We start from the raw sequence: 20,343 nt of genomic DNA, 5'->3' as shown, positions 1-20,343 counted from the left end.
GTAAGGTTGTCCGTCAGCTGAGCTACGAGAGGCCATCTCTCTCGCAAGGCGCCCCTCCCGTCAGGCCGTAGGCCTATTCTTCTGATCTCGGAATCCAGTCGGTGCATCGTGGCCCCAGCAACATCACCGATCGTATTCGGCACAAGAAACTTCATTCCCTGTCCTCCAGCTCGACAGCCACCTTTTGCTTTGGTGGGCCATTGGCTGCAGCCCGACCGATTGGAGCGAAGTGCCTTGAAGGGGGCCTGGTGCGCGCTATCGGGCCCTCCGATCTCACCCGACATGCTGAGCGTCGTCTGTCGCTTGATCCGATGGAGCGTTCGGCCGAGCGGTGCGCCGAAATCCTGCACTCGGCTGTTCAGATCATCATCAAGCCTGATGGAGACGGACAGTCGCGATTTACCGGCCTTGGACCGACAGGCTCGATCTCTGCGCTGAGTCTCGTATTCTCGTTTAGCAAATCTATTGAGTCTAAGTTGTGAGTAGAAGTCCAATTGTGAGTCGAAATTCTTCGTTAATTGAGATCCACGAGGCGCGTTTTGGCGTGATCCGCGGTTTGAGGTTTGAGCCATCCTGTGATCGTTCGGTTCCGAACACGCGGTCTTAACGGCGCTTTCGGCAGCCCCAGCAGTGCAACGGCGATGCATCGAGGCGACGAGCCAACAGGCGCGTCGACTTGAGCGAGGCTATGAGCTCGCGGAGGCAAGCGCTGTTTGGATTGTGCCGAAGAGGCCGCTTTTAACGTCACTTGATTACTGCGAGCCACCGTTCTCCGACGCGTGGGACATTCGAGGTCAGACTTTCATGAAAGTCGGCTCAATGGGGACGAGCTTTTTTTGACGCCGTGCGAGCCAGGACGTGGGCGATCGGCCGCTCCCGACGCCGACTGGCAGCGCTGGAAGACCTCCGCAGAGCAAAACTTTGGAGCATTTTTCGATGAGTCAGGCTTTTGCGAAGCGCCGAAGATCGAGTCTGGTATCTGGCTTAGGCGAGTCAGAGATCACCGAGTGCGCAAAGCCGAGACCCATTGATATTTCGAGGAAATCTCCGCAGAGAGAGTCAGAGATTTATGTTTCCGCACACCGCTGTCGATCGATTTGGCAAGCTTCATCGGAGCGCGCCGGATCACCAAGCCCTGCGGCTAGAGCATTTTCCAGCGAAGTGGGTACCGGTTCGCGTGAAGAAAATGCGATAAAACAAGGACCTGGAGCATTTCTGCGATTCGGAGAAACGCGGAAATGCTCTAGCTGCCGTAGACACGGACGTAGTCGACCCTCAACTGCGCCTCTCGGTCCTCCGGTCTGAGTGGCCGCGGAAATGGGACGTCCGACCGCAAGGCGAGCGTGATCAGGGGCCAGAAAACGTCGCCCTGTGAATCGAGCTCGCTCGCACGACCGATCCGCCAGTCGAGTGCGCGGCCGGTCCTCGGGTCGCGGATCGGCTTGCGCTCGAAATAGAGCACGCAACGATCACCGTCGATCAGCCCGCCATAGCGGAAATAGCCGCTGGTGAGATCGACCTCCGTGGGCACGCCGACCCCCTCGTGCCGCTCGCCCGGCTGACCCCATTCGTGCAAATAGGCGCCGTAGAGGCGGTGTTCCCAGCCCTTGTGCTCGACGATGTCGATCTCGACGCTGGTTGCAGGGAAAAGGATGCTGCGCCCGTTCATCAGCCAGAAGGCAGGGAAGCTCAGCGGATGCGCCGGGAACCGCATCCGCGCTTCGAAATAGCCGTTGCGCCAGCCTCTCAGGATGGTGCCGTCCCTGCGTGCCGTCTGGAGATTGCCGGAGATCCACTGGAACTCCGGCAGCGCGTTGCCGTAATAGGCCGGCACGTTCATCGGCCGCCCGAGATAGCGGGCCGAAATCGCGAGGGCGTGACCTCCGGAGGCCAGCGGATCGGCGACGATCGCATAGGGGTCGAAGCCTTCCTCGCCGCCGCGCCGGCTGAAGGCCGAGCGACCATAGAAGCCAGGCTCATGGGTGGTCGCCTTGGGGCCGGCCTGCCAGATCGCCGGATCGAGGCTGGCGAAGGATTCATCGAAGATGAGCGTGCGGTCGAGCGTCGGATCCGGCGCGTCCTGCTGTGCGTCGGCCGATGTGGACCGGGCGCCTGCCGCTGTCGCGAGGGCCGCGGCTGCGCGCAGGAGCGTTCGGCGGGATGGCATGGTCGGCATGGCTCATCTCCCGTGTGGCTGGCAGGACTGCCGCAAGCAGCTCCAGCGTCTTCAATTCGTGCGGGGCAGCGCCGAGCCGGCCCTCCGGCCGAATTGCAGGATCGCCTCATCATAGAGGTCGAGCGTCTCGCGGGCGACGCGGGCGATCCTCAGATGGTCGATCCGGTACTGGCTTCGCTCGCGCCACTGACTGATCGCATCAGGGGTTGCGATCAGCTCGGACAGGGCGGCGGCAAGCGCATCGGGATCGCGGGCCGGCACCAGCACCCCCGCCTCCCCGCCCTCCAGTAATTCGGGAATGCCATCGACATGCGTCGCTACGATGGCGCAGCCCGCCTCCCTTGCTTCCGGCAGGACGAGCGGCGCGGGATCGGCATGAGACGGCAACACGAAAACATCGGCGCCGCGCATCCAGGGAAAGGGATCAGCCTTGCTGCCTTCGAAGCGCACGGCCTCGCGGCAGGACAAATTGGCGACCATGTCGCGGTAGATCTGTGCGAAGGGTCCATCGCCGACGATGTGCAGGCGCGCCTGCGGATGCCGACGATGGACCAGATCGAAGGCGGCGAAAAGATCGGCCAATCCCTTGCGCGGGTGTAGCCCGCCGACGAAGAGGAAGCTCGGTGAGGCGAGCGCGATCGGCGTGGTCGCGCGATTTGCCAGGCGGGCCGAACCGATGGTGCCGTTGAGAATGACGCGCAGCTTGGCGGCCGGAATGCCGCGCCGGCGCATCGATGTGCCGACCGCGGCGCTGACCGCGATGACACGGGTCCCGAGCCCCATGAGAACCGCGCTCTTCTCGAATTCATTGTGAACCGTCGCGACCAGCGGGATACCGGCGAGCTTGCAGATCGGCCAGGCAAGCACGGCGCTCGTCATCATATGGGCATGGACGATGTCGGCGCTGAACGTGCCGACCAGTCGCCGCAGCGCCCAGGCGGACCGCAACAGCGTCGCCGCCTTGCGCCGATGGTCGATCATGAAAATCTTGACGCCATTGCGGGCGAGCAGCGCATCGAAATCGCCACCGCCGCTGGCCACAGCGACGATATGGCCGAGCCGGCTCTGCTCGCAGGCAAGGTCGACCGCCGCATGGACATGGCCGTTCGACTGCGTCGTGTGATTCAGCAAATGGAGGATACGCATGGGCCCATCACGATGCTCGGACCGCCAACTCGCCTGCGCTCGCGCCTCCACGTCGCTGGGCGCGAAGGCCCTGCATTTACCGTGCCGGGACCGAAGGAGCGCCCCGCAGCGCCGCTTCGGCCTCTATCGTCGAGACGCGCGCCGTCGGCTGGTAATTGAAACCGCCCTGGCGGCCCAGGGATTCGATCCCGAAGGCCTTCAGGGCCTTGACCGCCTCGGCGGCGCTCTCGTCAGCGCCATTGCGATAGATCGGATAGGCGTTGTCGAGGATTTGGCTGCCTTCGAGCCTGAGATCGCCGCGGAAGAGTCCGTTAGCCGCGACATGCCTGCGGAAATCCGCCTCGGCCTGGGCGACCGACTTGCCGATATGGTTGGCGATCACCTCGACGCCGAAATACTCGCGCCCCTGCGCGCGACCGTAGAAGTCGGAATACATCGTCAGGCGCTTCCAGGCTCCGTCATAGGAGAAATTGTAGATGATTTCCTCATCGAAGCCGCGCGCGCCGTCGAAGCTGAAATAGAGCGCCAGCAGCGTGATCGTCTCGAGCTCCTGCGAGACCGGCAGGTTGCAGAGTGCCTGCAGTTGCGGGATCGGGATGGTCGAAACGACGCGATCGGCGACGATCGCCTTGCCTTCGCGAAAGAGGACGAAACGATTGTCGAGTTTCTCGATCCGGTCGAGCTTTGCCCCCATCAGGAAGCTGGCGCCACGCGCGGACAGCGTCGCTGCCGCAGCGGCGTAGAGCGCCGCGAAGCCTTCGCGCGGGCGCGCCAGCTGGCAATTGGTCGGCGCCGACGGCTTCGTCCGGCGCAGGCGACCGAGCATGGCGCGCAGCGAAGCGTGCTCGCTGATCCATTGCATGCGCTTGCGCGCCAGTTCGATGCCAATCTGATCGGACGCAATGCCGTAGAATCGGGTCATGTAGGCGTCGAGACCCGAGCGGTGCAGCAGCCTGGCCCCAATCCAATGACGGGCAAACTCGCGGGCGTTGCGCATCCGCCGCTTGAAAAGGCGGGCATAGGCCGCCGATGCCAGGATGCGAGCAACCTCGAGCGGCCCGGCGCGCAGGATATCGTCCTTTACCGAGATCGGATATGCGGTGATGAGCCGTTGCGGATTCAGCCTTGCCCAACGCGGCCGGATCGGCACGTAAAGCGGCAGCAGCTCCGGGAAATGCTGCAGCAGCGGCGAGTCATCCTGGAAAATCAGGCTACCGACGTCGAAGGTGTAGTCGCCCGACGACCAGTCGATGTGGTTGCCGCCGATATGCGGATACTCGTCGACGACAACGATCCGATTGCAGCCCTGCTGGGCCAGCACTGAGGCCGAGACCAGGCCGGAGACGCCCGCGCCCAGGACGATGACGTCGCAGCGGTCGGCGGCCGTGCTGTCGGCATCGTCGATCTGCTGGATCACCTCTTCCATTGCCGAGCCTCATTGATCGGACGTGAAAGGAGGCTAGTCCCGCTCAAGATCAGCCGAAAGCAAAACTCGCCGGCACACCGCGCCTTTTCCTGCTCAATCGTGCGGCGAATGCGATTCGAATGAGCAATCGCGCTTGCGATGTGCGGAAGCAACCATCCTGAACTGGCACGGTCCCTGCTTCATCTGCGTAAGGCATGCGTTTTCGCATGCAGCCGTCGGTTCGTCACGGCGGTGTCAACCATTGCGTCTGAGCACGGAGCGTATGATGCCGGGCTGGCCACATCCGAACGAGGCGGAGCTGTTGGAGGGCATCCAGCTGGTCTCGACCGACCTGTTCGACACCCTGCTGTTGCGCACGCTTCGCTCGGAGCGTGCTCGTATCATCGGCGGCGAGCGCATGTTCGCTCGCAGACTGGCCGAACAGGGCCTGCCGGTGTCGGAGAGCTGGCTGGTCGAAGCCCGTCTTGAGGCGCAGCGGCTGGCCTATCGCGCACTCGACATGGCGGAGCAGGACGGCGAGGTCATGCTGCGCGACGTCATCGCGCGCCAGCTCGCCATTCTCGGCTTGCCCAAGGCGCGAATGGAAGCGCTGTGCGAGACGCGGCTCGCGATCGAGCTCGATGTTGAAAAGGCATCGCTACGGCCGAACCTGCAACTCGCGGCACTGCTGCGCCGCTGTCACGGAGAAGGCCGGCGCATCATCGCGATCAGCGACATCGGGCTGCCGACTTCGGTCCTCGACGCGTTGGTCAGCCATCTCCATGGTCCAGAGCTCCTCCATCGGATTTATTCCAGCGCCGATCTCGGCCTGACCAAGCGGCGCGGCGAGCTCTTCCATGCGGTCCTTGCCGCAGAAGGGGTCGATGCCGGCCGGACCTTGCATGTCGGCGACGATCAGCTCGCCGACCACGCCGTACCGTCCTCACTTGGCCTGCGCACGCTCCACCTCCCGCGCCCGAAGCTGAAGCGCCATCTGTCGCGCCTTCATGGCGGGGCGAGCGAGCTCGGCCGCATCATCCGAAGGCGACGGGCCCATGCGGGCACTCCAGCGGGATATGCTCGCGATCCCCATGCGTTCGGGCGTGAGGTGCTCGGCCCGATCGTGGCCGAATTCTGCCAGGCGATCTGGCTCTACGCCGACGAGGCCCGCAAGCGCGGCGACGCAGCCCTGCTGTTTTGCGCGCGTGGGGGGCTGGGCATCCGGGCCGCGTTCGAGCGGGTCGCCGAGCGGCTGAACCTGCCGCTCGCAATGCCGCGCGAGAACCTGATGGTTTCGCGCCTGGTTGCAGCCAGAGCGGCCGTAATGGCCCGCAGCCCGGCGGCGATCGACGAACTCGGGCGCGAATTCCGCGGCAGCAGTTTTGCCGACGTCGCCACCGCGTTGGGTGGCGGTCGCTATGAGCTGTTCGAGTCATGGAACGAACCCTTCGCGCCAGAGCGCTTCTTCGCCATGCTCGACAGGCCGGCCGGTACAGCCGTCACCGCCGACATCGATAGGCAGAACACACTCTTCCAACGCCATCTTTCCGCAGCCAGCTGCGGCGCAAAGCGGATCATCCTGTGCGACACGGGGCTTTACGGCAGTACCCAGCGCCTGCTCGCAGCCGGCGTGCCGGATTTGAGCTTCGAGACCATCCAGCTCGCGCGCTGCAACTACAAGGGCCTCAGCGAGGAGCATTTCTCGCGCGTCGTCGGGCTTGCCGTCGAGCGCAACCGCTACAGCCCCCTCGCCGTCCGCTCGACGGTGCTGCGCTATTGGCAATTGATCGAGAGCCTGTTCGAGCCGGCGATTCCTTCGGTACGATCCTTTGCCGAAGGCGCGGACGGCGCGATCATCTGCAACTCCGGTGACATTGCCTTCGGGGCCGTCGATCCTGCTGCCGGCAACCCTCTTCTGTCCGGCGCCCTCGCCTATATCGACGACGTCGGCGGCGGAACGGCGATCATGGCCGATGCAGCCCGCGCCTGGCCGCGGCTCAGGCGGGCCGTCACCCGACCGGTCGAGGCCGACCTCGCGGCGCTGGCTATCGGCGAGCGCTCCGTTGATTTCGGCCGGGCCGGCACTGTCGGGGATGGCGTCGCGCCGCCGGGCGGCGCACTGTCCCGTCTGACATCGATCCGCACTCAGCTTTGGCGCGAAGGCGCGATCGTGCGAGCCTTTCCGCGCTCGCGCCTGCCGCTGCTGACGGCGGTCGAGGCCTTTCATGCAGTGCGCGGGCTCTCCATCGGCTTCCACCGCTGATGGGAGGCCGTGTGATCCAGGCGACTTTCAGAACGGTCGCCGCAGGCCGAGACCTGCGCCAGCGCATGCCGCGCAGCTTCGAGGACGGATCGCCATGCTGGCGATGAAGGCCTTCCAGGGCGCTGGCTGGCTGGTCGCGTCACGCTTCCTCGGCCGGTTCATCGACTTCTTCACGCTTTTGATCATGGCGCGGATGCTGACGCCGGCGGATTTCGGCCTGACGGCGCTCGCCATGTCCTGCGTCGCGATCGTCGACATGGTGCTCGAGGTTCCGGTGACGCAGGCGCTGGTCCGCCTGCCTCATGTCGACAAGGCGCATCTCGACACCGGCTTCACGCTCGGCGCCCTGCGCGGCCTCGCAATTTCCGCGGTGCTGCTCGCCGTCGCCTGGCCGTTCGCGTGGCTCAACGGTGATCCGCAGCTCGTCCCGGTCATTCTCGCGCTCGCCTTCGCACCGATCGCACGCGGTCTCGCCAGCCCCGGCCTCGTCATGTTCATCCGCGAGCTCGGTTTCCTGCGCAATTTCCTCCTTGAGACCGGCGGCAAGCTCGCAGCCTTCTGTCTTGCCATCGCAACGCTTTTGCTCGGCGGCGGCTATTGGGCCCTGGTCGTCAATTTCGTCGCCGCACCCGTGTTCAGCTGCGCAATCTCCTATCTGCTCGCACCCTATCGGCCGGCTTTGTCGCTGTCCCGATTGACGGATTTTGCCAGTTTCGTCGGTTGGTTCACCTGCGCCCAGCTCGTCTCAGCGGTGAACTGGCAATTCGATCGCATCCTGCTCGGGCTCGGCGGTGCCAAGGAGACGCTCGGCCGCTATGCGGTCGCGGCCGACCTGTCGGTCATGCCGACCCAGAGTCTGATCGGGCCGGCGCTGCAACCGATCATGGCCGCGTTCGCCCGGATCAAGGCGGAAGATCAACGCCTGCGGCTCGCCTTCCTCAAGGCGGCACGCTTCAGCATGCTCGCTTCGGTGCCTTGCAGTCTGGGAATCGCTCTGACATCGGATTTGATCGTCGAGGTCCTGCTCGGCCCGAAATGGCATGGCGCCGATTGGCTGCTGAGCCTGCTGTCGCTCTCGGTAATGGCGACGCCCTATTTCCAGACGCTGTATTCGCTGAGCCTGGCGCTCGGCCGGCCTGAGGTGATCTTCCGGCTCAATCTCTACGACCTCGCCATTCGCTCGCCTGCCGTCGTCATCGGCTTTCTGCAATGGGGCGCCGTCGGCATGGCGGCCGCTCGGCTGGTCGCGGCTGCGATCATGGCGGTTTTCTATCTGCGCTGGCTCCGCAGCCTGCTCTCCATCGGTATCGCCGAGCAGCTCCTCAATCTCTGGAAGATCGCTGTTGCAGCGGCCGTCATGACGACCGGCGTGCTCGGCCTGCGCGGCATCCTCACCCCCTGGCATCTGCCGGCCCCAGCCGAACTCGCACTGGTCGCGGCCCTCGGCGCACTGCTCTACGGGCTGACCCTGCTCGCCTGCGGCATGTGGCTCGCGATCGGCGCCGGGCGCCTGGAGCTCTCCGACCGTTGGTGGCGCTCACGGATCGGTGCCGACAAGCCTGGAGAAGCCCGTGACCCAGAGGCTTGACCATCTAGACGGGTTGCGCGGGGTTGCGGCAGTCGCGGTCGTGATCTTCCATCTGATGTCGGCTCTGACACCGTGGCTGGTGCCGGAACAGCAGCCTGGCGCGCACTGGCTCGCCTATACGCCCCTTGCCGTTGCCTGGAACGGCACCTTCGCGGTCTCGGTGTTCTTCGTCCTGAGCGGCTTCGTCGTGACCAACGCGACGCTGCGCAGATCCGACCCGATCATGATCGACGTCACCATCCGCTATCTGCGGCTCGCGATCCCGGCGACGGCCAGCACGCTCGCGGCCTGGTTCCTGCTGAGCGTTTTCCCGACCTCCGCAACGCAACTCGCCGCGTTCACCGGCAGCCGCTGGCTCGGTTGGACTTATCAGGAATCGCTCCCCGGTCCGGCCGCGGCAATCTACAACGGCATGGCTGGGATCTTCCTGAGCGGCGGCTCGTTCTTCAACAATGTCCTGTGGACGATGCGGCCCGAACTGCTGGGCTCGATCCTGTGCTTTGTGGCCTGCGCTTTTGCAAAGCCACGGTTCCGGCTCGCGATCGCGCTCGGCAGCGCCGTGATCTTCATCGCGCTGCGACGCTACGACTATGTCTGCTTTCCGCTCGGCATCATCCTGCGCGAGGCCTGGGCTTCAGGACGATTACCGTCGGCCCTGCCAATCTTCGCCATGCTGCTCGGTCTCGTGATCGGCTCGCAGAGCGGCGATGCGGCACGCCTGCTCGGCCTGGACTGGCTGCCGGAGGCCTTGAAGCCCGAGAGGAAGGGCGGGCTGCTCTATCCGATCGCCGCGATGCTCATCGTCTACGGCTGCCTTCGCTCGCGCTCGCTGGTCGCGGCTCTCTCGGGCCGGATCGGGCGATATCTCGGCGCGATCTCGTTCCCGCTCTACCTGATCCATGTTCCGTTCATTTATACGATCGTGGCGGAAGCCTATCTGCGCACAAGCCAACATGTCCTCGCGCTTGCCGGCCTGCTGGCAGGGAGCTTCCTTCTGATGTTCGCCATTGCCCATGCCGCAGAGCGCTGGCTCGAGCGACCGTTTCTCGGCCTGCTCGGTCAATTGCGCGGACGGTTGAGGGAATTCAGGAGCGGGCGCCGCGAGGTCCGTGGCACCGTCGGCTGAGAGGGGCGTCGCCTCGCGGCTAGAGGCCGGTTTCGCACCGGGCCGAAGAACGGCGGTAACGTGCTGCGGCCACCTGCAGCCGCATCACGACCTGCCGCGGTTGATAACGGCGCCGATGACGGTGATGCCGGCGCGCTGAAGGACACCGAGCGCATCATTCAATTCGTCATAGGTCGTCGCGCCCTCGGCGGCGACGAGGACGACGATGTCGGCATGGGTGGCGAGCGCAACCGCATCGGAGGATTCGCCGAGCGGCGGCAAGTCGATCAGCACCTCGCCGCGCTGCCTTGCCTGCGTGATGATCAGCCCTGCGCGCGGATCGCGGAAATCGACGAAGCGATTGAGCTGCGGCATCGCCGAGTGGATCGGAAGCAAACGGACCCCGTCGACATTGGCAAAGGCCGCCTGCACCGTGCTGCCGGAGGCGATCACGTCGGTCAGCGATGGTCCGACGGGACCACCGTCCTCGCCGCGCGTCGGGGACGCATCGGCACTGAAGACGCTCACCTGGCGGCCACGATGATTGAGCAACTGCGCGAGGTTCATCGTCAGCAGCGAGGCGCCGGCGCCGGCCCGCCAGGAGCCGATCGCCACGACTGGACTGCCCTCTGAACGGCTTGCGGCCCAGGCGATCTCGATCGCTACTCCAAGATCACGAATGGCCGCGGCGAAGGAGCCGGCGTGCTCGCGCGTCACCAGCATCGCACTATCCGAGACCGAGGCGCGCGCCTGCCGATGCCGGCCAGCGATCTCGGGGATGACGGCGAGACAGGATAGGCCGGTTTCGCGCACGAGATCCCCGGGACGGCGGACGCGGCGATCGAAGACCGAGACGAGCGCCGCGACGAACACGCCGCCGAGCAGCCCGAAAACGCCGGCGAACGCCATGATCAGACTGCCGCGCGGAGCGGACGGGCCGAGTGGCGCCTGAGCTGCGCCGATGATCCGCGCATCGGCATCCGGGATCGGCTGCGCCGGCAGCGCGCCGCTGCGGACGGCCGCGTTGGCCGCCTGAACCTGGGTGGCGAGCGCATCCAGCCTGCCTTGCAGGAATTCGGCTCCGCTGCGCGCGGCATCGGCCTTGAAGGCGACCGATTGCAGCAGATAGGCGGAGGCGGCGGCATTGGCGACGCGCGCCGGCAATTCCGGATCGGCCGAGGAGTAAGCGATCTCGAGCACATAGGACTGGCCGACGCGCCGCGCCGAGAAGCGCCGCGCGAAGTTTTCGAAGGCGTTGCGCCGCGGATCGACGCGAAGCGAGGCTTCGGCGCCCGGCTGAGCTGCCGCGCCGGTCGATACGGCCCAGACATTGCGGAGCGCGGCGCGGACGCGGCTGGTCAGCATCTGCAGCGGACCCGGGGGCTGCGGACCCAGCTCCGGATGGTCCCTCAACGCCAGCGCGTCGAAGACCGTGCTCAGCAGGCGCTCTGAGCGGATCACCTGCAATTCGCTGTCGGCAGCGTTCAGGTCGAGCGAGCTCGGTGCGGCGATCTCGCGCGCCGCACTCGGAACCTGCCGCCGCGGCTCAAGCAGCACGGTCGCAGCCGCCGTGTAGGTCGGCGGCGTCGTCCGAACATAGGCGGCCGCCGCCGCAAGACAGAGCGCGACCCAGATCGCCAGCCTGCCCTTATGGCGCAGGCCAGCGGCCCCGATCGTGCGAAGCAGGGCGACCGGGCCGTCACTGATCTGTGGCGGGTGAGTATCCGGCAGGGGCAGGATCCGGAATGGCGCGCCGGACGCGCCCGGCTTTCCCAGCATCATCTGAATTTCCCCCTCGGCTGCAAGGCAGCGGCGCGCTCGGGCTGCATGCGGCCGCGCAGGATGTCGGCAATCCCGAGCAGGTTGCCCCTGAGGCGGCCGCGACGATCGATGAACGGCTCGGGGCGCAGCGAGCGTCCGAGATTGCTCGACATGTTCCGGAAGAGATGGTCGGCGACCTGGCCGAGCGTCATCGTGCCCTTGCGCAGCATGTAGAGCGGATTGACGATCTGCGAGTAGCCGAAGCGCTCGCCGGCCATGCGACCGCCCTTGACGCCCATATGGACGCCGATCGCGTCGGCGGACTTGACCAGGCGCCCGCCGCGCTGTGCCAGCGCCGCGGCGAAATCACGGTCCTCGAGCCAGCCATAGAGTACCAGTCGCTCGTCGAAGCGAAGGTCACCGATGCTGGTGAGGCGAAAGGCCATGTTGCACCCGTAGGGGCTGTAGGGCTCGATCCAGGACCAGTCGCTCGCCGGGGGCGCCGCGACCAGCCTCATCGCCTCTGCAAGCTCGATGCCGGGACCACCCACCCCGTCGGCCAGGACCCGGCCGGTGAAGGCGACGATGCTCGCCTCATCGCGGAAGGTCCGGGCAGCCGTGGCCAGCCAATCCTCATGGGCGACGAAGTCGTCGTCGAAGAAGGCGACGATCTCGGTCCCGGGCGGCAGATGCGCGAGCGCCGTGTTGCGCTGGGCTGCAAGCCCGGCAGGTCCGGTCAGCACCACGACATCGTTGCGACCCTGCAGGCCGCCGGCATCGGCCGGATCGATGCAGGAGACGATGACGCTGTCGGGCTTCAGGCTCTGGTACTTCAGGAGGTGCAGAACCGTCTGCGTCACCACCTCCGGCCGGCCACGGGTGGCGACGACAGCCGCGATGCGCGGGGCTGGGATTACGGGCGCCGCCGGCGCGGCGCGCTGTGCTTTCGGCGACTGCGCGAGGTCCAGATAGCCCTCGGCGGTGCTGCGCCAGGAGAACAGTGGCAGGCGCCCGCGGCCACGCCCACTCAATTCCTGCCGCAGCATGGCCGATCCCGCCAACGCTCTGATGTGTTCTATCCACGCTGCCGGGTCCGCAGGCGAGGCGAGCAACGCGGCACCGCCGCAGACCTCCGGCATGCTGGCGCGATCGGACGAGACGACCGGGCAGCCCCGCGCCATCGCCTCGAGGATCGGCAGGCCGAACCCTTCGGTCCAGGACGGAAACGCGAGACAGAGCGCGCGTTCGAGCAGGAAGGCGAGATCGTCGTCGCTGACCCGCCCCAGCAGCCTGACATTGCTTGCGTGCGCAAGCTGCTCCACCGCGAAGATGCCGCTGCCGCCCCCGGCGATGACGACGTCGAGGCCGAGATCTGCCAAATGCGGCGCGATCTCGACCAGAAGGGCGAGGTTCTTGTGGCGCGCCTGCGAGCCCAAAGCGAGGATGAAGGGCCGCTCTGCATCGGCTCGCGCCGCCAGCAGCCCCGGAGCCCGCTCCGCCTTGGCCGGGTCCCAGGCGAACGCATGCTCATGGCCGTTCGGGAGCACGGCGATATCGGCGGCGCGAAGCGGCAGATGCCGTGCCAATTGCCGGGCCGAGGCCTGCGAGACGGTGGCGATCCGGGCGCTGCGGCGCGCCAGCAGCGGCTGCAACGTTCGGTAGGCGGTGCGAAAGCCGCGGCCATAGCTCTCCGGCGCGGTGAAGACGTTGGCGTCGTGGATGCAGACGATCTGGTCGCCCTTCATCACCGGTGCCGTGTTGCAGAGATTGAGGAGCCGCCCAGGCCAGAGCCGCGGCAGCTCGATCTGCTCCCAGCCATGCCCGCTCAACCGCCCGCTGCGGATCGTGTCGATCGCCGGCAGCGCCATGGCGTCGGCGCCCCGTGGCGCGATCAAGGTGGCTCTCTGGCCGGCCGCCGAGAGGTTCGCATCGAGCGCCGCGACGACGTTGCGCGCATAGCGCTGGACGCCGGTCATGTCCTGCGACAGGAAGCGGCCGTTCACCGCGAAGCTCTCTGTCATAGCCTTGCTCCGGCGACCAAGGGGACAGGCCTGGGGACGTCAGAGGCTCGTGGTCTGATCGCCGCAGCCACCGCGGCCAGCATGCAGAAGAAGAAGCCCTGATCGATGATCGGGCCGACGAGGAGGTCGCCGATGAGCAGGCCGGCGTAGCCATTGCGCGCGGCAACCGCGATGTCGGCCTCCAGGCTCGCCGGCTGGCCACGCGGACGCAGGAAGCATTCGACGACGAAGACCGCGTAGAAGAGCGCACCCGGAATCCCGACGCTCGCGAGCAGCGCGACGGCAAAGCTCGAGGCGCGGGCGGTACCGAGCCCGACGCCGAGCCCCCAGCTGTCGAGAAAGTTCTTGAACGAGACGACATTCCAGGAGCTGCGCTCAACGCCTGAATCGGAACTCGCCTTGTTGAGCACGACGAGATCGACATAGCTGTAGACTTTCGCCGTTGCGTCCGGATCGAGCAGGAGCAGCAGCACGACCGCCAGCCCGATGACCGGCGCACCGAGCGCGAACATCGCCGCTTGGCGCCTGGCATGGCCCTGGACGAGCCGGACGAAGGCGAAGCCATAGAGCAGGAGCAGCATCACCGGCGCGCCGGCAAGTCCGGTCGAGGAGGTCGACAGGACGATCAGGACGAATGACAGTGCGGCGATCGTGCCGGTGAGCCGCGGGCGCACGCCGCAGAGCCACAGGGTTCCGGTGAAGCCGAGGACGCCCAGCGTCGAGCGCGCGAAGACCGACGCCTCGGTATACGAGCCGACGATCCGCTTCATGCCGGCGATCTCGGAGTCGGTGTGCAGCGTGTAGCGGGCATTGCGGATGAAGCCGAGGAGGTCTTGCGTTCCTGTGGCGTAGGTCGCGACGTCGAGCATGGCGAAGGCGGTGTTGGCGACGCAGCAGGCGAGAAGCGCGTTGAAGACGGCCGCGAAGCCCTCGCGAGTCGCGGCGACGGCGGTCAGCGTGACCAGGCAAAGCAGGGTGGTGGAGAGATAGAGGCTCTGCGTGACATTGCTGGAGACCGGCGCCAGCGGCACGGTCGAGCCCGTGTCGTCGAAGGCTGTCGTGCCCAGCGGAACGATCTCGGTCACGCCGGCGAACACACGCGGCATCAGGAAGGCGCTGGCGACGCCATAGGCGACGAGACAGGTGAACCAGAAGCCGGGTTCGTTCGGATGCAGCGCACGGATGGCGGCAGCGGCCTCGCGGCGGTGGCTGAGGGCGCCGAAGGCAAGGAACACCAGCATCACATGCCCGGGCTGGATGTTGGCGGCGCCGATGAGCATGGCTGCGGCCGCCCCGAGGACTGCCATGATCGCCAGCCCGTGGACGAGCGCGCCCGTGCCTCGCATCAGGCAGATCAGTCCGATGAAAAGGGTCAGCACTCCGATGGGCTCGATGCTCATGGCGCTCGCGCCTGTCTCTGCAATAGCGACCGCCCACTCCTGCTCCGGTCGTGCCCGCCCGCCATGGTCATTCGGCCAGTACCAGCAGCGAATAGCCGCCGAGCACGCGCACCGTCAGATCGGGGTTGAGCGAGAAGCAGAACCGGCGCGGCAAGCGCATCAATCGGCTGCTCAGCGTCTGGTTCGGCAGCTCCAGCCGGCTCGCCGTATAGGCGTGGTCGATGACCCTGTAGCCGCAATCCGCCAGGGTCGCGAGCGCGGTCTCCTTGAAGAAGTAGTGCAGGTGACCGACGTTCTCGCGCAGCTTGGTGATCGGCCAGGCGCGCAGCAGCGACTGGACGGAGAGATCGAGCGGGATGTGGAAGACCTTGTAGCGGCCTTTGCCGCGCAGCGCCTTGATGAAGGCGATGTAGTCCTCGACATGCTCGATCACGTCGGCGATCACGAGCAGGTCGTAATCCGACGCGCCCTCTGCCGTGAAATCTCCGAGAGAGAAGGTGACCTTGTCGGTCTCCTTGTACTTGGCGCGCTGATAGGCGTGCGGCGAAATCTCGTAGCCGTGGAAGCGCGCCGCCGGGAAGGCTTTCGCCAGGTTGAACAGAATCTCGCCGGTGCCGCAGCCGACCTCGCAGGCCTTGTCGAAGCTGATCGCGTTCTTGCGCAGGATCGCCTCGATCTGCCGCGCCTTCCACGGCGAATCCTCTTCGTGCCAGTTGGGATTCAGATCGGCGTAGACTTCACTCTGGTAGATCGTCTGCATCAGATTCTTCCCGGATCTCGTAAAGGGGCAACGTCGATCACACCACGCTGTGGACCAGGGCCGGGCGTGGCTGCGCCACCGGCATGGCCATCGAGATCGTCCCGGCCAGCGGCTTGAGCAGCTGGTTGATGTGGAGCCGCATCTGCTTCTCGAAGACAGCCGTCGAGAAGTTGCGGGCATAGGCCGCAATCTCGCGCGGCTGCCAGGTGATCGCCCGCGCTCGCTCCTCGGCGGCGATGAGCGCATCGACGCTCTGCTCATCGAAAAAGACGCCGCTCATGCCGTCGATCACCGTCTCGGTTGCACCACCGCGGCGGAAGGCGATCACCGGCCGCCCGCTCGCCATGGCTTCGACCGGCACGATTCCGAAGTCCTCCTCGCCGGGGAAGACCAGGGCCCGGCAGCGCGAATAATGGTAGCGCAGCACGCTGAAAGGCTGCGGCCCGAGCACGGTCACGTTCGGCTTCGCGATGCGGCGCAGTTCGGCCAGCATCTCGCCGCCACCGATCACCACCAAGTGCCGGCCGGTGCGATTGAAGGCTTCGACGGCGAGCTCAGGCCGCTTGTAGCCGACAAGCTCGCCGACCATCAGGCAATAATCCTCGACGAAGCCGTTCGGCAGCACCTCGAACGCATCGACGTCGACCGGAGGATGGATCACGGTCGAGGCACGGCGATAGTAGCGGTGCAGCCGGGCGGCGACCGTCTCGGAGTTGGCGACGAAGTGATCGACGCGATTGGCCGAGACGCTGTCCCAGTTGCGGATGTAATGCGCCAGCGCCGGCATGGCCAAACGTGTGATCGGCCCGGAACGCTCCCTGTATTCGTGGAACATGTTCCAGATGTAACGCATCGGCGAATGGCAGTAGCAGATGTGCATGGCGCCAGGCGGCGGCACAATGCCCTTGGCCGGTCCGGACTCGCTCGAGATGATCAGGTCGTAGCCGCGCAGGTCGAGCTGTTCGAGCGCCAGCGGCATCAGCGGCAAATAGCGCTGGTAGAACTTCGCCGCGCGCGGCAGCCGACCGATGAAGCTCGTCGTCACCTTGTGGCGCCGGATCTCGTCCGAGACTGCGTCGGGCACGTAGACATGAGTGAAGACGTCGGCGTCCGGATACATCCGGCACAGCGCCTCGATCACCTTCTCGCCGCCGCGCATCCCGACAAGCCAATAATGAACGATCGCGACTTTCATGGCCCGAAGACCTCCATGGAATTCATGTGGTTCGGGCATGAAATGCCCGACAGGCTCGTGGTCTTGGACAGGCTCTACCGGCTGCCCTTCTGCATCAGGACCGCAGGCACCGTTTTCGCGAGGATTTTGGCGTCGAGCAGAAGATGCCATTCCGAGGCGTATTGGCTGTCGAGCGAGATGCGGGTGGCATAGGAGCAGTCGCTGCGGCCGCTGATCTGCCAGAGGCCGGTGAGCCCCGGCGGGACCGAAAAGCAATGGGTGAAGGCCTCGCCATAGCGCTCGCGCTCGGCCGCCACGATCGGGCGCGGCCCGACGAAGCTCATATCGCCGGCGACGATGTTGAAGAGCTGGGGCAGCTCGTCCAGGCTCGAGCGCCGCAGGAACGCACCGATGGGCGTGATCCGCGGATCGCGGGTCAGCTTCTGGCTTTCAGCCCACTCCTGCGCTGCGGCCGGATCGGAAGCGAGCAGACGCTGAAGAGCTTCGTCGGCGTTGCTGGCCATGGTGCGAAACTTCCAGCAGCGGAAACTCTTGCCGCTGCGGCCAATCCTCGCCTGCCGGAAAAACGCGGGACCGCCGTCGCCTGCCCTGATCAAGCCGGCGACCAGTAGCATGAGAGGGGCCAGCAGGAAGAGCAGGGCTACACCTGCCGTAAAGTCGAACGCTCGCTTTACTGCAAGCCGAGTCGATTTGTACTCACCCTGCCATGCACGCATGGGTAGAGAGAAGGCCGCCGGTAAATTCTGAGAGTCCGGAAATCGGCTCATTGCAGCACCCTGCGCCTAAACCGCATCTTAATAGATTATTAACGCGACTCGAATACATGACAATAGGCTTTTGTGCGTTGCAGCATATTTGTTCAGAACACTTTGGAACTGGCTCCTAGTTGGGCGTTGTCGGTAATTTCCCTGACAAATTCTGTGGGATTCCGCCCCTTTCCATGGCATCTCGGCGAGCGAGCCATCAAGGCGAACAGGCCCGTGGCTGCGTCGCGATGACGCAGATGGAGTTTCGACGAGAATGTCTTGATCGATCAGGGGAAAGCTAAATTATTTAATCGCACTATTGAAACCACCCTTGGGTGATGGCGTACTGCACGATCTGTTGGCGACTATCGAGGCTCAGCTTATTACTGGCGCGCGCCTTGTAGGTTTCCGCCGATTTGGTGGTAATGCCGATGCGCTCGGCCGCCTCGCGAATACTGAAGCCCAAGGCGATCAAGCGCAGAATTTCTTGCTCCCTATCGGTCAGGGCCGATCCGCGCCGCCCCGCCGCTGGAGTCTGCACGGCATCCGCGGCATCAAGAAAATGGCCGCCGCGCAGAACTGTTACGATCGCCTTACACAGCACGGAGCCGGGCGACTGTTTCAGGACATAGCCGCGTGCACCCAAGGCCAGCAACTGATGGGCCCGGGTAATATCGAGTTCTTCCGCCACGACGACCACCCGTTGCGATGGAAGATCATTCAAAAGGCCCTCGGCTACTGAGACGCCGTTGAAACTCTCGCTCACGACCGCGACATCGGGAGCGGCCGTCTCGATGACTTGTGCGAGACGGGCAGACGAATGAGCCTCCCCAATCACGTCGATATGAGGTTGCTCAGCCAGGCAAAATCGCAGCCCCGCCAAGAAGATCGGATGTTCGTCCGCGAGAAAAATACGAGCGGGCTGCTCGAATGACAGCATAGGGCAACCTCCATATGGACGGGAGCCTGGGCTCAGCCGATCGCAGATCGGCCGTAGATGTCCGAGATGTGCTAGTTCTGCGCACCCATAGTGGTCGGCGGCAGCGACGAGATGATCGATTGCAGCGAGGCTCGCTCCACCCTCACGATATCTCCGGGCAGGATCGGCGACGTCTCCTCGATCGCGATTTCGCTGACCGTGCCACCCTGGCGTCGCTGGACGCTGAAGCGCATGCGCGCGAGCTGCTTTTCCTGCTGGCTCTGCAACCTCGGCGCGAGCGCGGTCGATTCGTGGATGAGCGCGCGCAGCGCGATGATCCTGTCATCCGTCTGCTTGAGCAACAGTTGCGTCTCGCGCAGTTCGCGCCCGATATCGATCTCCCGTTGGTTCTCGAGATCGGACAGCGTCCGGTCGATCCGGCTGATCTCCTGTTTTGCCCGGGCCGTCGCAAGCATCAGGTCAAGTGCCTGACTCTCGGATTGCGCGAGATTCTGTTCGACGGCGAGCTGGCGCGGACTCACTGCCAGCCCCTTGCTGATCAGGCTGTTGATATTGTTGAGTTCGCGCCGAACAAGATCCTGCTGACGCTGCTGCGTCACGGCCTTGGCGCCGAGCGTGCGCAACTCCTCTTCAAGCAGGGAACGCGATTGCTGCAGGAGATCGCCCTGTGACCGGGCGGCCTTGCGACGCGAGGCGAACAACGCACTTTCCTCGCGCGTCGCCTGAGCGGCGCCGTCGTTCAAACTCCGGCGCATGTCATCCGAGAAGGTGATCGCTTCGGCCTTGCGGGCCTCCGCCAAAAGCCTGTCGCGACGCACTTGCAGGGCGAGCAATTGTGTCTGCTGCACATTGATTTCGCCTTCGGCGACGATCGTCTCGCGCTCGAAGCGGCCAAGCGCGAGCTCGATGCGCTGAAACCCGCCGGCGATGGCAACCGCCTGCAGCGCAGTCATCGTCGGCCGGAAGGCGTATTCACCGGGCTTCTCGACGGTCCCCACGACGTAGATCGGCCGGTACTGCGCGATCTCGACGGCTGCCGCCGGCGCATTCACAAGCCCGGCGGTGCCCTTCAGCCGTTCTGATATCAGCGCTGCGATCTCGGCCGGCGCCTTTCCGTCAACCGAGAAAGTACCCACGACAGGCAGCGAGAGCATGCCGGTCGAACTGACGGCGAACTCGCCGCTGAGCGCCGACCATTCGAAAAGCTCGCGTGAGTTCGGCCGCCATTCCGACACCTTGATCTTCAGCCGATCCTGCGCGGCGACACGGTATTCGGACTCGCTCGCGCTGACCTGCAGGCCGCCACCGGCGGCGAGAATCAGGGGCAACGCCGCGACCAGCAGCGCGAGCGCTCGGCCAAAGGCTCGGGCGCACTTCAGCAAAAGACCGGGGGGGAGGGTGAGATGCCTCACGAAACACTCCGCTGCAGACTACTCCGACAGCTCCCAAGCAAATCCGTTGCCAGTTCGGCGCGGGGCCGTTAGCGCGCCCTTAACCATGAGGGCTCAGGCTCGTGGATATCCCTGTGCCCCTGAAGCCTTTCTCGGGCCGCCGAGCGAAGCTATAGTCACTGGCCGATAGCGAGCCGCGAAAGCACGAGTGATGCTGATCGTCTTTTTCCTGGCTGCCTTCGCCAGCGGTGCACTGACCCTCTGGCTGATGTGGTCCCACGGCTTGCTGGTGGCGTTGATCGCCACCGCTGTTGTCGCCAGCGCGATCGTCGCTGTTTTGGCTGTCGTTTTGACCGCCCTCAGGTCTCGGGTCGCGACGAGCGACGAGCAACGGCCACGCGGCGTCCTCGATATCCTCGGGCACCGCCCGCCGCGCTGACCGGCTG

15 protein-coding genes are annotated in these 20,343 nt (G+C 65.3%); 4 read left to right on the top strand and 11 right to left on the bottom strand.

Annotated features, from left to right (window positions below; translation table 11 throughout):
* Positions 1-1,243: 1,243 nt before the first annotated feature.
* The 3 genes from B6S44_RS21525 to B6S44_RS21515 form a co-directional block, all read right to left on the bottom strand.
* Positions 1,244-2,176: a LamG domain-containing protein gene (locus tag B6S44_RS21525; protein ID WP_129158941.1), complete on the bottom strand. Its 933-nt coding sequence runs from the start codon at positions 2,174-2,176 to the stop codon at positions 1,244-1,246.
* 51 nt (positions 2,177-2,227) lie between these two features.
* The gene (locus B6S44_RS21520; protein WP_129158940.1) at positions 2,228-3,322 is read right to left on the bottom strand and encodes a glycosyltransferase family 4 protein; all 1,095 of its coding nucleotides are present in this window, start codon (positions 3,320-3,322) and stop codon (positions 2,228-2,230) included.
* Between the two features lie 76 nt (positions 3,323-3,398).
* Positions 3,399-4,748 (bottom strand): FAD-dependent oxidoreductase, encoded by a 1,350-nt coding sequence (locus tag B6S44_RS21515; RefSeq protein WP_129158939.1) that lies wholly within the window; start codon positions 4,746-4,748, stop codon positions 3,399-3,401.
* 265 nt (positions 4,749-5,013) lie between these two features.
* Here B6S44_RS21515 and B6S44_RS21510 point away from each other — a divergent pair, with 265 nt between their 5' ends.
* From B6S44_RS21510 to B6S44_RS21500, 3 genes are all read left to right on the top strand, one after another.
* Positions 5,014-6,990: an HAD family hydrolase gene (locus tag B6S44_RS21510; protein WP_129158938.1), complete on the top strand. Its 1,977-nt coding sequence runs from the start codon at positions 5,014-5,016 to the stop codon at positions 6,988-6,990.
* Between the two features lie 94 nt (positions 6,991-7,084).
* Positions 7,085-8,578: a lipopolysaccharide biosynthesis protein gene (locus B6S44_RS21505; RefSeq protein WP_129158937.1), complete on the top strand. Its 1,494-nt coding sequence runs from the start codon at positions 7,085-7,087 to the stop codon at positions 8,576-8,578.
* The gene (locus B6S44_RS21500) at positions 8,562-9,704 is read left to right on the top strand and encodes an acyltransferase family protein (protein WP_164985914.1); all 1,143 of its coding nucleotides are present in this window, start codon (positions 8,562-8,564) and stop codon (positions 9,702-9,704) included. Before B6S44_RS21505 ends, B6S44_RS21500 begins: the two co-directional genes overlap by 17 nt.
* An 84-nt stretch (positions 9,705-9,788) precedes the next feature.
* Here B6S44_RS21500 and B6S44_RS21495 read toward each other — a convergent pair whose 3' ends face one another.
* The 8 genes from B6S44_RS21495 to B6S44_RS21460 all read right to left on the bottom strand — a co-directional run bounded on the left by B6S44_RS21495 (position 9,789) and on the right by B6S44_RS21460 (position 19,918).
* Positions 9,789-11,465: a Wzz/FepE/Etk N-terminal domain-containing protein gene (locus tag B6S44_RS21495; RefSeq protein ID WP_129158935.1), complete on the bottom strand. Its 1,677-nt coding sequence runs from the start codon at positions 11,463-11,465 to the stop codon at positions 9,789-9,791.
* Positions 11,462-13,465 carry a glycosyltransferase gene (locus tag B6S44_RS21490; protein WP_129158934.1) on the bottom strand — a complete coding sequence of 668 codons (2,004 nt, stop codon included), beginning with the start codon at positions 13,463-13,465 and terminating at the stop codon, positions 11,462-11,464. The genes B6S44_RS21495 and B6S44_RS21490 overlap by 4 nt, the downstream gene beginning before the upstream one ends.
* The gene (locus B6S44_RS21485; protein WP_129158933.1) at positions 13,462-14,865 is read right to left on the bottom strand and encodes a hypothetical protein; all 1,404 of its coding nucleotides are present in this window, start codon (positions 14,863-14,865) and stop codon (positions 13,462-13,464) included. Before B6S44_RS21485 ends, B6S44_RS21490 begins: the two co-directional genes overlap by 4 nt.
* 67 nt (positions 14,866-14,932) lie before the next feature.
* Complete coding sequence (locus B6S44_RS21480; RefSeq protein ID WP_129158932.1) at positions 14,933-15,625, bottom strand: class I SAM-dependent methyltransferase; 693 nt, start codon at positions 15,623-15,625, stop codon at positions 14,933-14,935.
* 37 nt (positions 15,626-15,662) lie between these two features.
* Entirely contained in the window at positions 15,663-16,820 is a 1,158-nt protein-coding gene (locus tag B6S44_RS21475) for a glycosyltransferase (RefSeq protein ID WP_129158931.1), read from the bottom strand.
* A gap of 74 nt (positions 16,821-16,894) precedes the next feature.
* Complete coding sequence (locus B6S44_RS21470) at positions 16,895-17,587, bottom strand: sugar transferase (protein ID WP_248309695.1); 693 nt, start codon at positions 17,585-17,587, stop codon at positions 16,895-16,897.
* A 295-nt stretch (positions 17,588-17,882) separates the two neighbouring features.
* A complete protein-coding gene (locus tag B6S44_RS21465) occupies positions 17,883-18,506 on the bottom strand; it encodes a LuxR C-terminal-related transcriptional regulator (RefSeq protein WP_129158930.1) in 624 nt (207 codons plus the stop codon).
* A gap of 71 nt (positions 18,507-18,577) precedes the next feature.
* Positions 18,578-19,918 carry a polysaccharide biosynthesis/export family protein gene (locus B6S44_RS21460; RefSeq protein WP_129158929.1) on the bottom strand — a complete coding sequence of 447 codons (1,341 nt, stop codon included), beginning with the start codon at positions 19,916-19,918 and terminating at the stop codon, positions 18,578-18,580.
* A 187-nt stretch (positions 19,919-20,105) separates the two neighbouring features.
* Between B6S44_RS21460 and B6S44_RS21455 the strand changes: the two genes are divergently transcribed.
* A complete protein-coding gene (locus B6S44_RS21455) occupies positions 20,106-20,336 on the top strand; it encodes a hypothetical protein (protein ID WP_129158928.1) in 231 nt (76 codons plus the stop codon).
* Positions 20,337-20,343: the final 7 nt, after the last annotated feature.

The sequence above is a fragment of the Allobosea sp. Tri-44 genome (assembly GCF_004123845.1).
Classification (GTDB): domain Bacteria; phylum Pseudomonadota; class Alphaproteobacteria; order Rhizobiales; family Beijerinckiaceae; genus Allobosea.
This window is presented reverse-complemented; position numbering and strand designations above follow the sequence as displayed.

Coding starts and splice junctions, on each gene's coding strand:
- B6S44_RS21525 (WP_129158941.1), bottom strand. CDS start 2,176: ATGCCGACCATGCCATCCCGCCGAACGCTCCTGCGCGCAGCCGCGGCC.
- B6S44_RS21520 (WP_129158940.1), bottom strand. CDS start 3,322: ATGCGTATCCTCCATTTGCTGAATCACACGACGCAGTCGAACGGCCAT.
- B6S44_RS21515 (WP_129158939.1), bottom strand. CDS start 4,748: ATGGAAGAGGTGATCCAGCAGATCGACGATGCCGACAGCACGGCCGCC.
- B6S44_RS21510 (WP_129158938.1), top strand. CDS start 5,014: ATGCCGGGCTGGCCACATCCGAACGAGGCGGAGCTGTTGGAGGGCATC.
- B6S44_RS21505 (WP_129158937.1), top strand. CDS start 7,085: ATGCTGGCGATGAAGGCCTTCCAGGGCGCTGGCTGGCTGGTCGCGTCA.
- B6S44_RS21495 (WP_129158935.1), bottom strand. CDS start 11,465: ATGATGCTGGGAAAGCCGGGCGCGTCCGGCGCGCCATTCCGGATCCTG.
- B6S44_RS21490 (WP_129158934.1), bottom strand. CDS start 13,465: ATGACAGAGAGCTTCGCGGTGAACGGCCGCTTCCTGTCGCAGGACATG.
- B6S44_RS21485 (WP_129158933.1), bottom strand. CDS start 14,865: ATGAGCATCGAGCCCATCGGAGTGCTGACCCTTTTCATCGGACTGATC.
- B6S44_RS21480 (WP_129158932.1), bottom strand. CDS start 15,625: ATGCAGACGATCTACCAGAGTGAAGTCTACGCCGATCTGAATCCCAAC.
- B6S44_RS21475 (WP_129158931.1), bottom strand. CDS start 16,820: ATGAAAGTCGCGATCGTTCATTATTGGCTTGTCGGGATGCGCGGCGGC.
- B6S44_RS21470 (WP_248309695.1), bottom strand. CDS start 17,587: ATGAGCCGATTTCCGGACTCTCAGAATTTACCGGCGGCCTTCTCTCTA.
- B6S44_RS21465 (WP_129158930.1), bottom strand. CDS start 18,506: ATGCTGTCATTCGAGCAGCCCGCTCGTATTTTTCTCGCGGACGAACAT.